Source organism: Pseudoduganella rivuli (genome assembly GCF_009674485.1).
Taxonomy (GTDB): domain Bacteria; phylum Pseudomonadota; class Gammaproteobacteria; order Burkholderiales; family Burkholderiaceae_D; genus Rugamonas; species Rugamonas rivuli_B.
The window spans coordinates 72,177-87,580 of record NZ_WKJJ01000019.1 but is presented as its reverse complement, the minus strand read 5'-3'; the positions used below and the strand labels follow the sequence as shown (position 1 = coordinate 87,580).

Here is a 15,404-nt window from a genome sequence, read left to right as displayed (position 1 = left end):
GCACCCCTCGCCCCCTCCTCGTAACGAACCATACTTCCGATGCGAATTTTTTCCCTTACCGCGCTGGGCGCGGCACTGTGCGCAGCGCTGGCGATCCCGGCCGCGGCACAAACTCCGATCACGCTGGACCAGGCCATGTCCCACCCGGACTGGATCGGCAATCCCGTTGAAACCGCTTGGTGGAGCTGGGACGGCAAGCGCGTGTTTTACAAGCAAAAGCGCACCGGTTCGCCGCTGCGCGATACCTTTGAAGCAGGCACATCGGCCAGCGCCAAGGCACGCCAGGTGGGCGACGCGGAGCTGGCCAGCCAGGACTCGGCGACCGTCATCTACAACCGCGACCATACGCGCGCCATCCTGTTCCGCAGCGGCGACCTGTTCGAACGCGATTTGAAAACCGGCGCGCTGACGCAGATTACGCGCGGCGCCACGCCGCCCGCGTCGTTCGCCCGCTATGCGGCCGATGGCAAATCCGTGCAATTCCGCCAGGGTACGGACTGGTACGGCTGGAACCGCACGGACCGCCTGGTGACGCCGCTGGCGCTGGTGCGGGCAGCCAAGGACCCGGCCGCCACGCCGGACGCGGCGCAGTCAGACAATGCGCTGCGCGACATGCAGTTGCGCCTGATCGCCACGCTGAAACGGCAAAAGGATGACAAGGAAGCGTTGCGCGAACGCGCCGAGCAGGAACGCCGCGCCGACGCCACGCGCGCGCCGGGCCCGGTATACCTGGGCGACAAGGAAGGCATCGACTTGACGTCGCTGTCGCCGGATGGCCGCTACCTGCTGGTCATCACGTCGCCCAAGGGCGACAAGGGCCGCGTCGGCAAGATGCCCCGTTACGTGACGGAATCCGGTTACGAGGAGTTCGACGACGAGCGCACCCGCGTGGGCCGCGACTTGCCGAAGCAGCAATCGCTGAAACTGGTGGACCTGCAAACCCGCAAGATTACCGATCTGAGCTATGACGTTTTGCCTGGCGTCACCGTTGATCCGCTGGCGGCGCTGCGCGAGGCGCAGAAACTGCCGGCGCTGAAAGGCAACCGCGCCGTGCGCGTGGACGACGATATCGCGTGGACCGACAACGGCGCCCAGGTCGCCGTCATGCTGCGCGCGGTCGACAACAAGGACCGCTGGATCGCCACCGTCGGCCTGGCCGATGGCAAGCTGAAGCCGGTACACCGCCTGTCGGATGTGGCCTGGACCAATTACAGCTACAACGAATTCGGCTGGCTGCCGGACAACCAGACGCTGTGGTTCCTGTCCGAGGAAACGGGCTATTCGCACCTGTACACGCTGGGCGCCGACGGCAAGCAGCGCGCGCTGACGTCCGGCAACTGGGAAGCATCCGCCGTGAAATGGTCGGCCGACGGCGCCACCGCTTACCTGCTGTGCAACCGCAAGACGCCGGGTACCTATGAAGTGTGCGCGGTCGAGGCGAAAACCGCGGCCGTGCGCGAAGCGACGGCGCTCAATGGCGGCGTCGAACAATTCACGTTGTCGCCGGACGAGCGCAAGCTGCTGGTGCATTATTCGTCGTCGTACACGCCGGCGCAGCTGGCCACGGTAGCCGTGCAGGGCGGCGCGACCGTCAAGCTCACCGACACCCGTACGCCGGATTACAAGGCGCGCACGTGGATCGAACCCCAAATGGTGGCCGTGCCATCCACGCATGGCGGCGGTCCGATCTGGTCCAAGCTGTACCGCCCTGCGAACCTGGAGCCGGGCAGGAAATACCCGGTCGTGCTGTTCGTGCATGGCGCCGGCTACCTGCAAAACACCACCAACCGTTTCCCGAACTATTTCCGCGAACAGATGTTCCACAACCTGCTGGTGGAAAAAGGCTACATCGTGCTGGACATGGATTACCGCGCATCGAAAGGTTACGGGCGCGACTGGCGTACGGCGATTTACCGCCAGATGGGCCACCCGGAACTGGACGACTACGTCGATGGCGCGCACTGGATGGCGGCCAACCACCAGGGCGACATCGACAAGGTCGGCATCTATGGCGGCAGCTATGGCGGCTTCATGACGTTCATGGCGCTGCTGCGCCAGCCGGAATTGTTCAAGGCCGGCGCGGCGCTGCGTCCCGTGACGGACTGGACCACGTACAACCACGAATATACGGCCAACATCCTGAACACCCCGGACGTGGACCCGGAAGCGTATAAAAAATCGTCGCCGATCGAATATGCGGAAAACCTGAAAGGCAACCTGCTGATTGCCCACGGCATGGTGGACGACAACGTGTTCTACCAGGATTCCGTGCGCATGGCGCAGCGCTTCATCGAGCTGAAAAAAGACAACTGGGAACTGGCCAGCTACCCGCTCGAGCGCCACGCGTACGTGCAGCCGGAGAGCTGGTATGACCAGTACCGCCGCATTTACAAGCTGTTTGAAAGCACGCTGAAGAAGTAACGCACCGCTTTCAGCAGAACGGCCGGACTGCCCTCAAGCGGCCCGGCCGTTTGTTTTTGGGAGCGCGACCTCTGCTACGAGCGTTCATTCTTCCTTCTGTCCCATATCCGGGCAATATCGCAACCGCACTCCGCGGTACTGCAGGCCAAGTCCAATGGCACCGCATTGAACGGCAAGTCACACGCCAGCACATCGCACGGCAGATCGCAAAACCCGTGCTGTTGCCGCAACCCTTTTTGCGGCAGGCGGGCCGGAGCATGCAACCGGTGCTGCGTACCGCAATCAGCAAGCCGCCGCCGCAACAACGCCATGCCGGCCGGCACGCCATACCGGCTGATCACCCGGTAACCATATGCGGAACAACTGTCGCGTCCGGTATGGACCCGGAATGCGCAGACAAACCCTTTATGGGGCGACAGCCAGCGCTGGTAAACACGGATGGCAGCCAGCGCCAGGCGCTGCAGGATCGAAGAAAGCATTGCCACTCCGCAAAGTTCAGATATGGCAACTTTCGTCGATGCAACTTAGTTGATCCTTAAAGCTTCCACATCTCTCGTCACGCCAAAAAATCCGCCAAGGTCATCGCCACAATCTTGGTAGCCTTGCGCAAATCATCCAGCGCCAACCGCTCGTCGGCCTTCTTCGCATTCGATTCCGGCACCGAGCGGGGTCCCGCGCCATACAGCACGGCCGGGATGCCCTGCTCGCCATACAGGCGCGCATCGGCATACAGCGGCGTACCGACCGCCGGGATATCTTCGCCCAGGATGGTTTTCGCGTTTTTCTGCAGGTTGGCGACCAGCTTGTCCGTGCCCGGTTGCGGGCGCAGCGCATGCGACAGCAGGATGCGGCGGATGTCGACCGTGATGCCGGGTTCGCCCCGCACCGCGTCTTCGATCAGTGCGCGCACTTGCGCTTCCACCGCCACCGGATCTTCTTCCGGGATCATGCGGCGGTCCATTTTCATGACGACCTTGCCCGGCACCACATTGGTGTTGGTGCCGCCATCGATGCGCCCCACCAGCATGGTCGGGCTGTCGATGCCCGGCACCTTGGACTTGATCTTTTTCAGTTCCGGCAACTGGCCGTACAGCGCATTGAGAATTTTCGCCGCCGCTTGCAGCGCGTCGTGGCCCGTTTCCGGCATGGCGCCGTGGCCGGATTTGCCATTGACCGTGATTTCAAATTGCAGGCACGCGTTGTGCGCCGTGACGATGGCGTAACTGAAACCGGCCGCGATCACGAAGTCCGGCTTCGTCAATTTCTGTTGCAGGATCCAGCCCGGCCCCAGCAAGCCGCCGAATTCCTCGTCATACGTGAAATGCAGTTCCAGCTTGCCTTTCAATGGCACGCCGAGCGCTTCGAGTGCGCGCACGGCAAAGATGTAGGTCGCGAAGTCGCATTTCGACACGGCGGCCGCGCGGCCATAAATGTAGCCATTGTCGATCACGCCGCCATAGGGTGGATAGGTCCAGCCATCGCCGGGCGGCACCACGTCGCCATGGGCGTTGAGCGCCACGGTCGGGCCGCTCTCCGCATACGGGCGGCGGATGATCAGGTTGGTGATGGCTTCCATGCCATAGTCGCGCACCACCTGTTCCGGCACCACGTGTTTTTCCGCGGTCCAGCCATAGGCTTTGACGGCTTCCGCGATCATGTCGGCATGCGGCGCGTTGTTGCCGGGCGGGGTGTCGGTCGGCACGCGCAGCACTTGCTGCATGAACGCCACTTCCTCGTCGAAGTGGTCGTCGATCCACTTGATCAGCTTTTCTTCATTGCTCATTGAGCTTTCTCCTTATTTGGCGCCGCTTATTTGGCTCCGCCTTCATACCAGGTGGCCACGACAGCCCGTTCCGCATCGGTCATATTGGTGAGATTCCCGATCGGCATGGCCTTCAGTTGCACGGCTTGCTTGTAGATTTTTTCCGCGTTCTGGCGGATTTGCGCTTCGTTATCCAGCGTGATGCCCGATGGCGCGGTGGCGAATCCCGGCTGGGTCGGCGTGGCGGAGTGACAGGTGGCGCAGCGCTGTGCAATGACGCCCTGCACTTTCGCAAATTGCGCGGCCGGGTCGGCGCCGGCGGCGGGAGCGGCCGGCTTTTGCGGCGCGATCATGACGGCCACCACCAGCAGCAGGGCCACGCCGATCAGCGGGTAGATCGGTTCGATGCGCTCCTTGTGGCGCAGGTTGAAGAAGTGGCGGATGAACACGGCGGCAGCCATGATCAGCGCCAGCACCAGCCACGCCTTGTCGCTGCGGTACGTCATCGCATAGTGGTTGCTGATCATGATGAACAGCACCGGCAGCGTGAAGTAATTATTGTGGACGCTGCGCTGCTTGGCCTTGATGCCATGCACCGGGTCCGGCAAGCCGCCCGCGCGCATGGCTTCCACCATGCGGCGCTGGCCGGGAATGATCGACATCAGGACGTTGCCCACCATGATGGTGCCGATCATGGCGCCCACGTGGATGTAAGCGGCGCGGCCGCTGAGGAAGTGCGTCAGCACCCAGCAGGCAAAGGTCAGCAACAGGAAAATCACAACACCGAACGCCGCGTCGTGCTTGCCCAGCGGCGAGCGGCACAGCACGTCATATACGGTCCAGCCAATCACCAGCGACGCGATGCCGATGCCGACCGCCTGCAAGCCCGTCAGGTTCGCCACGCTCTTGTCGACCATCATGGCTTCCGCGTTGAAGTAATACGCGATGGTCAGCAGTGCGATGCCGGACAGCCAGGTGGTATACGCTTCCCATTTGAACCAGTGCAGTTCGGCCGGTAATTCCTTGGGGGCGACGAGATATTTTTGCGGGTTGTAGAAGCCGCCGCCGTGCACGGCCCACAGTTCGCCGGACACGCCTTTCTTGGCCAGTTCGGAACCGGGCGATGGCGGGCGGATCGAGTTATCCAGCCAGACGAAGTAAAACGATGCGCCGATCCATGCGATGCCCGTGATGATGTGCAGCCAGCGGACGATCAAGTTCAGCCATTCAAGGCCGTAAGGGATCAGATAGGCGAAGGCGTCCATGGATTCCTCAGATATGGATTAGCGGCAATTTACCGACAATAAACGGTTTTCGTGCCACGTCCGTGAAATATATCGTATATTTAACATATTCGATCCGATATAAAGGGGTGCGCATGAACAGCTTGCCAAAAAACCTCGACCTCCACCTGATCCGCATCCTCTACCTGCTGTTGGTGGAAAAAAATGTTTCGCGGGTGGCCCTCAAACTGAATCAGCCGCAACCATCGATTTCCGCGTCGCTGCGCAAGCTGCGCGAATTGACGGGCGATCCCCTGCTGGTGCGCGGTGCGCGCGGCATGGTGCCGACCCAGCACGGCGAAAGCCTGTTGAAACCGGCCAAGCGCATCCTCGATGAAACGGAGAGCCTGTTCGTCAAGAAAACGCCGTTCGTGCCACAGGAAGAAGCGCGCACTTTCCACATTGCCGCACCGGATTACCTCGACACGCAATTCCTGCCCAGCATCGTTTGCATGCTGCGCCGCGGTTCGCCGCTGAGCCGCGTGGTGATCCACAACCTGGGGCCGGACGTCGATTACGTGCGGCTGTTGTCCGACGGCGACATGGACCTGGTGATCGCCAACTGGGAAGAACCGCCGGAACACTTGCACATGTCGAAGCTGTTCGAAGACCCGATCGTGTGCGCGATGAATGCCAACAGCCCGTATGCGCGCCGCACGGAAAACGACGCCATGACGGTGGAAGACTACCTGGCGCTGCCGCACGTGGCGCCGTCGCAATTGCTGCCGGGTTATCATGGCGTCATCGATGAATTCCTGGAGCGCCAGGGCATGCGCCGCAATGTGCTGGTGGAATCCGCGTATTTCGGCCTGATTCCGTATATGGTCACGCAAACGGACCTGGTGCTGACCACCGGCCGCCAGTTCCTGCGCTTCCATGAAAAATCGCTGCCGCTGAAGATCTACAATGTGCCGATCAAATTCCCGCCGCTGCGCTTTTACCAGTTGTGGCACGAGCGGGTGCACCAGGCGCCGGAACACAAATGGCTGCGCGACCAGGTCAGCGCGGCCGCCAAGGCGCTCGGCAAGTAACGCACACGGTCGGTATGACTGTACGTATAAAGCTCATAGGAAAGTAACTATATCTCGCTTAAACGGGCGGTTATATCATCGAAGCTCCAAGGATGGATATAACGATGACTACACTCTCCGAACTGAATAGCTGCGACGTCAGCACCTTCACCGAACGCCTGCACGGCATCTATGAACATTCGCCATGGATTCCTCAGCGTGCGGCGGCCAAGCGTCCGTTTGCCACTGTGACCGCGCTGAAGCAGGCGTTGCAGGCGGAAGTCACGAACGCCTCGCTGGACGAACAACTGGGCCTGATCCGCGCCCACCCGGAATTGGCAGGCAAGGCCGCCGTCCGTGGTGAACTGACGGCGGAATCGACCAACGAACAGGCCACTTCCGGCCTGAACCAGTGCAGCGCGGAAGAATTCGCCACGCTGCAAAAGCTCAACGCCGACTACAACGCGAAGTTCGGCTTCCCCTTCATCCTGGCCGTCAAAGGCCCGACCGGCAAAGGCTTGAACCGCCAGCAAATCATCGCCACGTTCACGCGCCGTTCGCGCAACCAGCGCGACGACGAGCTGCACGAGTGCCTGCGCCAGATCCACCGCATCGCGGAAATGCGCATCAACGACCTGACCGGCAACAAGCTGGACTTCGGCCCCACCATCATGCAATGGTCGGAAGACCTGGCGCAGTGGAGCGACGAGGACGGCGGCCTGACGTGCGCCTACATGACCGATGCGCACCGCAAATCGGCGGAACAACTGGCGTCGTGGATGCGCGAAGCGGGCATGCAAGTGCACATCGACGACGTGGGCAACGTGGTGGGCCGCTACCTGTCCGGCAACCCGAACGCCAAGACCCTGCTGACCGGCTCGCACTACGATACCGTGCGCAATGGCGGCAAGTACGACGGCCGTCTGGGCATCCTGCTGCCGATCGCCATCGTCAAGCACTTGAACCAGCAAGGCGAAAAACTGCCGTTCGACTTTGAAATCATTGGTTTCGCGGAAGAAGAAGGCGTGCGTTTCCGTTCGACCTTCCTCGGCTCCAACGCGATTACCGGCCGCTTCGACCTGAACCTGCTGGACGCGAAAGATGCGGACGGCGTCACCATGCGTGAAGCCATCGAAGCTGCCGGCCACAATGTCGCCAACATTCCCGGCATCGCGCGCGATCCTTCGAAAATTGCCGCGTTCGTGGAAGTGCACATCGAACAGGGTCCGGTACTGGTCGGTAAAGGCTTGCCGCTGGGCGTGGTGACCGCGATTGCGGGCAGCTCGCGCTACCTGGTGGAACTGAAAGGCCTGGCATCGCACGCCGGCACCACGCCAATGTACATGCGCAAGGATGCTGCCGCCGCCGCCGCGGAAATCGTGCTGCTGGTGGAAAAACGCTGCGCCAACATCGAATCGCTGGTGGGCACCGTCGGCCAGTTGCAAGTACCGAACGGTTCCGTCAACGTGATTCCTGGCGCCTGCAAGCTGTCGCTGGACATCCGCGCTGCCGACGACAAGGTGCGCGAAGCCGCCGTGAAAGACATCCTGGACGGCATCAACGAAATCTGCGAACGCCGTTTCATCGAAGTCAAATTGGAAAAAGTCGTGGAAGCCAACGCCGCACCGTGCGCGCCATGGCTGATGGACCAACTGGGCGCCGCGGTGGAAACCACGGGCTTGCCGCGCTTCGACCTGCTGTCCGGCGCCGGCCACGATGCAATGGCGATCGCCCACCTGTGCGACCAGGCCATGCTGTTCACCCGCTGCGGCAATGGCGGCATCAGCCACAACCCGCTGGAAACCATGACCGCCGACGACGCGGAACTGGGCGCGCTGGCGCTGTTGCACTTCCTGCGTAACTTCAAGGCCAAAGCGTAAGTTTCTGCTTCCCCAACAAAAAACCGGACTCGACAGAGGTCCGGTTTTTTTTCGCCTGCAACAAAGCACTCGACAATTTGGGGCCTGGCCCCAAAAGCACTATCGTTCGCGTGGTTAGCGATAGGTTACGCTGCCGTTTTCTCCCAGCCACTCCAGGTGCGCGAAGTTATTGAAGTACGACACCCTGGTGCCGCTGCGGCGGTGCTGCAGCTTGGTGACGGAACCGTTGGCAATGGTCCAGTTCAGCTCCATGGTCTTGCGATCCGGCAGTCCCAGCAATTCCTTACACAGCACGGAAATCACACCGCCGGACGTAAACACGATGGTCGACGATTCCGCGGTTTCCGCTTCGTCCGTCAAGCGCTTCAACGCCGCCACGCAGCGGTCCTGGAAGCCCTGCCACGTTTCCGAGTAATCGCCATCGTGCCGGCCGCTCATCCAGCGCTCCATGGCCGCCACGAACACCTGTTCAAACACGCGCTTCTGGTCCGGCTGTTGCGCGGCATATGCCTTGAATTGCTCCGGGCTGGCAAACTCCGGGCAATGCTTGACGATGACTTCCACGTGATTGAATTCCGCGAAACCCGGATCGGTCACCCATTCGGTGTCCACCAGCGCCTGGCGCGGCATCGCGCCCAGGCACGTGTCGGCGGTCTGCCGGTGGCGCACCATGCCGCCGCAGACCACCCGCCCGAACGATTGGTGGTTATTGCCGAACCACTGGCCCAGCAGGCGCGCCTGCTCGAACCCCAGCGCGGATAACTGGTCGTAATTGGCGGAACCAAACGATGCCTGTCCGTGGCGTACCAGGTAAATCTGTCCCATGCTGTGCTCCCGACTGCAATTGATTAGCTTCCAGCTTATCGCGCACTGTAGAATTCATCAAATGAATAGTTTTTATGCGACGGAATTAATGCCATGCATATATCCAAGGTTGACCTGAACCTGTTCGTCGTGTTTGACGCGATCTACACGGAACGCAGCCTGACGCGCGCCAGCCAGAAAATGAACTTGACGCAGCCCGCCGTCAGCCACGCGCTGGGCCGTTTGCGCCAGTTGCTGGGCGATCCCCTGTTCGAGCGCCAGGGTCACGAAATGGCGCCGACGCCGCTGGCGCGCAATATCGTCAGCCAGGTGCGCAACGCGCTGCGGGGGCTGGAATTGACGGTCAACAGTGCCGAACGCTTCGATCCCGCCTCCAGCGAGCGGACCTTCACGCTGGCCATGCGCGACGTGGTGGAACCGAACCTGCTGCCGCCGCTGATGGCGGCCATTGCCGCGCAGGCGCCGATGGTGGGCGTCAACGTGCTGCGCATGGCGCGTACGGAACTGGAAAGTGAACTGGCGGCCGGCACGGTGGATGCGGGCATCGACGTGCTGTTGCCGCTGTCCGAACACATCCGCATGCTGCGCCTGCCAGGCGACGACACCGTGGTCTTTGCGCGCCGAGGCCACCCGTCAGTGCAGGGTGAACTGGACCTGGACCTGTACCTGCGCCAGCAGCATATTCAGGTCAGCGCGCGGCGCAGCGGCCCCAGCCTGGAAGACGTGGAATTGTCGCGGCGCGGCTTGCAGCGCCGCATCCGCATGCGCTGCCAGCACTATTTCACGGCGTGCAGCGTGGTCAGTCAGACAGATTTTCTGCTGACCATGCCGGCCCGCTATGGCCGCGTGCTGAACCAGCAATTCAATCACCAGATCCTGCCGCTGCCGCTGCCGCTGCCGTCGATCGACAACCATTTATACTGGCACGCCAACGTGGATCACGATCCCGCCCACATGTGGCTGCGGGAACGGATCGCCGACGTGATCCGCCTGCTGCCGCCCTGACGCCCTAGTGCCACGCCCACTGCAGCGCCAGGTGCATGCCCAGCACCACCAGCGCCAGCAGGAAGCAGCGCCGGAACAGCGCGGGCCGCATGCGGTCGCGCAACCGCTGGCCGATCAGCATGCCCGCCAGCGCCGGCAACTGGGCCAGGAACGACATGCCCGCCATGGCCGGCTGCCACGCGTCGCGCGCCGCCAGCGCCACGGCCAGCGCCACCGTCGACACCGTGAACGACAGCCCCATCGCCTGCACCAATTCATCCTTGTCCAGTTCCAGCGACTGCAAATATGGCACGGCCGGCACCACGAACACGCCGGTGGCGGCCGACAGAGCCCCCGTCATGGCGCCCGCCAACGGCGACAGCACGCCTTCCATGGCCGGCGCCACGCGCCAGCGCACCGCCGTCAATCCCAGCAAGGCATAGGCCACCAGCGCCATTCCCAGCGCGCCCACCGCCCACGGCGCATCCAGCGCCGCGGCGCCGGCCAGCAGCGTGCCGATGCAAATGCCCGCCATCATGGGCCACAGCCGGCGCAGCAGCGGCAACACCGGCGCGCCGGACAGCAATTGCCATACATTCGTTAAAAGCGAAGGCACGACCAGCAGCGCCGCCGCCTCCATCGGCCGCATGACCAGGCTGAGCAAGGCCACCGCGACCGTGGGCAAGCCCATGCCGGTCATGCCTTTGACGGCGCCTGCCAGTACGAAAACCAGCGTGATGTAGATGATGTTGTCCATGGATGCAGTCTGGCATGCGGGACAAGCCGTGGAAATGTGGCATATACTCAGGCTGGTTTCGTATTATCCGAAGGCAGGCCATCCATGCGGTTCGATCTCACCGACTTGAAACTGTTCCTGGCCGTGGCGGAAAGCGGCAGCATCACGGCCGGGGCCGAGCTGACGCACCTGGCGCTGGCGTCGGCCAGTGCGCGCATCCGGGGCATGGAAGACGTGCTGGGCGTGCCGCTGCTGGAGCGGGACCGGCGCGGCGTGGAACCCACCGATGCGGGCCGCACCTTGCTGCACCATGCACGCGTCATCACGCAGCAAATGCAGCGCATGCGGGCCGACCTGGGGCAGCATGCCTCCGGGCTGAAAGGGCAGATCCGTGTGCTGTGCAATACGTCGGCGCTGGCCGAATTCCTGCCCGAGGCACTGGCGGGTTTCATGGCGTCGCACCCGCAAGTCAATATCGACCTGGAAGAGCGGCTGTCCTACGACATCGTGCAGGCCATGCGCGACGGCCTGGCCGATATCGGCGTGATTGCCGACTCGGTCGACTACAGCGGATTGCAAACGTTCCCGTTCCGCGACGACCAGCTGGTGCTGGCCATGTCGCCCGGCCACCCGCTGGCGCTGCAACTGAAGCGCCGCCGCAGCGCCGCCTTTGAAGAAGCGCTGGGGTATGAATTCATCGGTCTGGCGGGCGACAGCGCGCTGCAAAAATACGTGGCGGAACAGGCGGCGAAGACCGGCAAGCGGTTGGCCTACCGCGTCCGCCTGCGCAGCCTGGACGCTGTCTGCCGCATGGCGGCCGGCGGCGCCGGTGTGGCGGTCCTGCCCGAATCAGCGGTCCTGCGCGCGCAGGGCGCGATGACGATCCGCCACGTCAAGCTGACGGACGCCTGGGCCGTCCGCAAATTACTGATCTGCGTACGGGAAGTCGACGCCCTGCCCGGCTACGCGCGCGAGCTGGTCGAATCGCTGAAAACCCCGTAGGGGTTGCCGCTCAGGGGCAGGCGTTGCCGCCGGCGGCCAGTGCCAGCACGCCCTTCGAGACGGCGGCCGCGATGCGCGCCATGGCGCGGCGGTGACCGGCAACCAGCGCGTCATAGTTGTCGGGCACCGGCTCTTCCGCCACCGTGCGGCACGCCAGTACCTTGGTCTGTCCCGCGCGGCGCACGCTCCAGACGGCGTCGATCAATGCCGATTTGCCCGGCGCCGATTCGAAGCGCTGGATGCTGGCGCTGATGCGGTAGACGGGAGCGGCGTCCGGCGCCGCCGTGCGGTACACGTCCACGGCGCCCAGTTCCGTGGTGATGCCCAGCGACAGCACCTGGCCGATTTCCGATGACAGCGGCGCGGACCAGCGCTGCTGTTCCAGCAATTCCACCCGTCCCTCGCCCACCGTCACCACCAGCTGGCTGCGGTTCACCTGCTGCGGCACGGCCACGGCAGCCAGCTCGAAATACAGCGGCGCGCGCGACGCGGCACTCGCCGGCGCCGCCGCAGGCATGCCGGAACTGAGGCTGTAAAAACGTTCCGGCGGCGTCGAATGCGCGCAGCCCGCCAGCGCGGCGGCGGATAACAGCATGGTCAATATCGATTTCACTTGTTGTCCCCTTTCTTGCCGCGCAACAGCGATTCCGGATGCCGCTCCAGGTAATCGGACAAGGCATTCAGCGATTGCATGGTTTGCGTCAGTTGCTGCAGCGCTTCGCGCAAGTCAGCCTGCACCGGCGCATCCTTTTGCAGCAATTGCTCGGCCGCCGCGAACGTTTGCTTGGCCGACGCCAGCGTCGACTTCATTTCCGGCATGGTTTCCTTGTCCAGCTGGCGCAGCAGCGCATTGGCATTTTTCAGCGTGGTGTTCAGGTTGTCGCCAATCTGGTCGAACGGCACCTTGTCCAGCTTGCGCGCAATGCTGGCCAGCTGCGTCTGCAATTCGTCCAGGCTGTTCGGGATGGTCGGCAACTCCAGCGGCGATTGCTCGATGTCCAGCTTGACGGACGGCGAATTCGGGAAGAAGTCCAGCGCGATATACAGCTGTCCCGTCAACAGGTTTCCGGTGCGCAGTTGCGCACGCAAGCCACGGCTGACCAGGCGCTCCAGTACTTCCGGCCCCACCTTGTCCGGGTCCGCCGCCAGCGCCTGGCGGAAGCGCTTGCCGAGGCGGGCCGGATACATGTCCACCGTGACCGGCATGCGGAAACTCTTCTTGGCCGGGTCGTATTCCACGCCCACCGAGCGCACTTCGCCCAGCACGATGCCCCGGAAGTCCACCGGCGCCCCCACCGCCAGCCCGCGCAGCGACTGGTCGAAGTAAAACACGCTGGTAATCGCTTCGCCATCCGGTTCGCGCAGCGCGCTGGCCTGGTCTTCCGCCAGCAGGAAATGCGCGCCGGCCGATGCCGCCGCTTCCGGCTTGCGCCCGCCCGGCGTTTCAAAGGCAATGCCGCCCACCAGCAGCGCCGCCAGCGATTGCGTGTTGACCTTGAAGCCGCTGGAGTCGAGCCGGACATCGACACCGCTCGCGTGCCACCAGCGCGTATTCCTGCCCACGTACTGGTCATATGGCGCATTCACAAAAACGCGCATCGACACGCCCATTCCTTCCGGGTCCAGCACGTAATCCGTCACCTGCCCCACCGGGATGCGGCGGTAAAACACGGGCGCCCCCACGTCGACCGATCCCAGGCTTTCCGCGTGCAGGCTGAAGACCGTGCCCTTCTGGTCCACCGTGACCGGCGGCGCCCGTTCCAGCCCCGTGAATTGCGTATGGCCCAGCGCCCCCTTGCCGGCGTCGACACCGATGTAGGCGCCCGACAGCAAGGTGCCCAGCCCCGACACACCGCTTGCGCCCACGCGCGGACGCACCACCCAGAAACGCGTATCGGCCGCCGTGAAGCGCTTCGCTTCCTTGCTCATTTCAATGGTGACCAGCACCTTCGACAAATCCGGGTCCAGCGCGATCGAGCGCACCAGGCCGATGTCGACGTCCTTGTATTTGACGCGCGTCTTGCCCGCTTCCAGCCCGTCACCGCTGCGGAAGCTGACCACCACGGTCGGGCCCTGGTCCAATACCGCCTGCACCACCAGCACCAGGCCGATCAGCGCGGCCAGCAGCGGCACCAGCCACACCAGCGACGGCAGGTAGCGGCCTTTTTTATCGACGTTCGGCTCCGGCAAGCCTTCCTGTTCAGACATGTCGTACTCCATTCTTGTTCTTGATCGGATCCCAGATCAGGCGGGGATCGAATTCCAGCGCCGCAAACATGGTCAGCACCACCACGGAGCAAAACGCCAGCGCACCGGGGCGCGGCGTCATCATCGCCATGGCATCGAAGCGCACCAGCGCCACGCTGACGGTAATCACAAAAATATCCAGCATCGACCAGCGGCCGATGAATTCCACCATCCGGTACAGCACCGTGCGCTGCATGGGCCGCCAGTGCGAGCGGCGCTGCGCGGTCCACGCCAGCAGCGACAATGCGGCCAGCTTCAGCATCGGCACCACGATACTGGCCACGAAAATAATCACGGCCAGTTCCGGCGCCCCCGTATCCCAGAAATACACCACGCCGGAAATAATCGTGTCGTCCTTGTTGCCATACAGGGAATCCGTGTTCAGCACGGGCAGCAGGTTGGCGGGAATATACAGGATGGCGGCGGCGATCAGGTAGGCCCAGGTGCGCATGATGCTGTCCGGTTTGCGGCGATGCAGCTTGCAGCCGCAACGCTGGCAGCGCTGCCCATCGCGGCCACGGTCGGCCGCCACCAGCCCGCAATCGTGGCAAGCCAGCATGGGCGCCTTGTTGTCCAGCGCATCGCGTTCGGCCTGCGCCAGCGGCACGCCGGCGCCCAGCCGGTCGCCGGCATTCCACAGCAGGCGCGGATCGAGCGACGCTTCCACCGCCATCATCAGGGTCAATGCGCCAAACGCCAGCAATCCGGGCTGGATGATCACCTTCGACATGCTGGTCATCTTGATCAGGCCAATCAGGATGCCGATCATCAGCACTTCCGTCATGCCCCATTCGCGCGCCTTGCGCACGGCCCGCAGCAGCCAGTCCATGCCGGGCGGACGAACCCCGCCGCGCAAACCCAGCGCCACGTACAGCACGGAACACAGTTCGATGGCGGGGAAAACAATGGTAAACAGCGCCACGCACACGGAAACCGCGCGCATGCCCTGCCCCCACATGATAGCAATCGCGCCCGGCAGCGTGGAGGTGGAACTGTTGCCATTCATTTCCAGCCGCACGATGGGCGACAGCTGCGCAATGATAAAGATAATCAGCGCGCCCAGCGTAATGGCGGCGATGCGGTTCAAGTCGGGATCCACGCCCCGGTACAGGACGGAGCGGCAGCGCACGCAGCGCGCCTTGTCGCGGGGAGCCAGGAGGCGGCGGCGATGCAGCACGCCGCAATCATGGCAGCTGATCAGGTCATATCGGTACACGGTGTCACGCTGGCTTGGGTCAGCCTGCATGATACGTG

Annotated in this window: 13 protein-coding genes; 5 read left to right on the top strand and 8 right to left on the bottom strand. The window is 63.2% G+C overall.

What is annotated here, in order from left to right; all coding sequences use genetic code 11:
- The first annotated feature begins 39 nt into the window (after positions 1 to 39).
- Positions 40 to 2,421 (top strand): S9 family peptidase, encoded by a 2,382-nt coding sequence (locus GJ700_RS26570; RefSeq protein ID WP_229507263.1) that lies wholly within the window; start codon positions 40 to 42, stop codon positions 2,419 to 2,421.
- A 74-nt stretch (positions 2,422 to 2,495) separates the two neighbouring features.
- On the opposite strand, the gene yidD is transcribed toward GJ700_RS26570, so the two are convergent.
- The 3 genes from yidD to GJ700_RS26555 all read right to left on the bottom strand — a co-directional run bounded on the left by yidD (position 2,496) and on the right by GJ700_RS26555 (position 5,448).
- On the bottom strand, positions 2,496 to 2,900 hold the full coding sequence (yidD, locus tag GJ700_RS26565) for a membrane protein insertion efficiency factor YidD (RefSeq protein WP_229507262.1): 405 nt from the start codon (positions 2,898 to 2,900) through the stop codon (positions 2,496 to 2,498).
- 77 nt (positions 2,901 to 2,977) lie between these two features.
- A complete protein-coding gene (locus GJ700_RS26560; RefSeq protein ID WP_154379678.1) occupies positions 2,978 to 4,204 on the bottom strand; it encodes a M20/M25/M40 family metallo-hydrolase in 1,227 nt (408 codons plus the stop codon).
- 26 nt (positions 4,205 to 4,230) lie between these two features.
- Positions 4,231 to 5,448: a urate hydroxylase PuuD gene (locus tag GJ700_RS26555; protein WP_154379676.1), complete on the bottom strand. Its 1,218-nt coding sequence runs from the start codon at positions 5,446 to 5,448 to the stop codon at positions 4,231 to 4,233.
- Positions 5,449 to 5,561: 113 nt separating this feature from the next.
- Here GJ700_RS26555 and GJ700_RS26550 point away from each other — a divergent pair, with 113 nt between their 5' ends.
- Together GJ700_RS26550 and GJ700_RS26545 are read left to right on the top strand one after the other, a co-directional pair.
- Positions 5,562 to 6,497 (top strand): LysR substrate-binding domain-containing protein, encoded by a 936-nt coding sequence (locus GJ700_RS26550; protein WP_154379674.1) that lies wholly within the window; start codon positions 5,562 to 5,564, stop codon positions 6,495 to 6,497.
- 104 nt (positions 6,498 to 6,601) lie between these two features.
- Positions 6,602 to 8,356, top strand: coding sequence for an allantoate amidohydrolase (locus GJ700_RS26545; protein WP_154379672.1), 1,755 nt, complete (start codon positions 6,602 to 6,604; stop codon positions 8,354 to 8,356).
- Between the two features lie 114 nt (positions 8,357 to 8,470).
- On the opposite strand, the gene GJ700_RS26540 is transcribed toward GJ700_RS26545, so the two are convergent.
- Positions 8,471 to 9,181 (bottom strand): histidine phosphatase family protein, encoded by a 711-nt coding sequence (locus tag GJ700_RS26540; RefSeq protein ID WP_154379670.1) that lies wholly within the window; start codon positions 9,179 to 9,181, stop codon positions 8,471 to 8,473.
- A gap of 93 nt (positions 9,182 to 9,274) precedes the next feature.
- On the opposite strand from GJ700_RS26540, the gene GJ700_RS26535 reads away from it, so the two are divergent.
- Positions 9,275 to 10,186, top strand: a complete 912-nt coding sequence (locus GJ700_RS26535) for a LysR family transcriptional regulator (protein WP_154379668.1) — start codon at positions 9,275 to 9,277, stop codon at positions 10,184 to 10,186.
- A 4-nt stretch (positions 10,187 to 10,190) separates the two neighbouring features.
- On the opposite strand, the gene GJ700_RS26530 is transcribed toward GJ700_RS26535, so the two are convergent.
- Positions 10,191 to 10,922, bottom strand: coding sequence for a sulfite exporter TauE/SafE family protein (locus GJ700_RS26530; protein ID WP_154379666.1), 732 nt, complete (start codon positions 10,920 to 10,922; stop codon positions 10,191 to 10,193).
- An 84-nt stretch (positions 10,923 to 11,006) separates the two neighbouring features.
- Here GJ700_RS26530 and GJ700_RS26525 point away from each other — a divergent pair, with 84 nt between their 5' ends.
- Positions 11,007 to 11,903: a LysR family transcriptional regulator gene (locus GJ700_RS26525; RefSeq protein ID WP_154379664.1), complete on the top strand. Its 897-nt coding sequence runs from the start codon at positions 11,007 to 11,009 to the stop codon at positions 11,901 to 11,903.
- A 10-nt stretch (positions 11,904 to 11,913) separates the two neighbouring features.
- Here GJ700_RS26525 and GJ700_RS26520 read toward each other — a convergent pair whose 3' ends face one another.
- Genes GJ700_RS26520 through GJ700_RS26510 form a run of 3 tightly spaced genes read right to left on the bottom strand, consistent with a single transcriptional unit; the run spans position 11,914 to position 15,396 of the window.
- Complete coding sequence (locus tag GJ700_RS26520) at positions 11,914 to 12,516, bottom strand: PqiC family protein (protein WP_371868142.1); 603 nt, start codon at positions 12,514 to 12,516, stop codon at positions 11,914 to 11,916.
- Positions 12,513 to 14,111 carry a PqiB family protein gene (locus GJ700_RS26515; protein ID WP_371868141.1) on the bottom strand — a complete coding sequence of 533 codons (1,599 nt, stop codon included), beginning with the start codon at positions 14,109 to 14,111 and terminating at the stop codon, positions 12,513 to 12,515. Before GJ700_RS26515 ends, GJ700_RS26520 begins: the two co-directional genes overlap by 4 nt.
- Positions 14,104 to 15,396, bottom strand: a complete 1,293-nt coding sequence (locus GJ700_RS26510) for a paraquat-inducible protein A (RefSeq protein WP_154379660.1) — start codon at positions 15,394 to 15,396, stop codon at positions 14,104 to 14,106. Before GJ700_RS26510 ends, GJ700_RS26515 begins: the two co-directional genes overlap by 8 nt.
- Positions 15,397 to 15,404 lie beyond the last annotated feature (8 nt).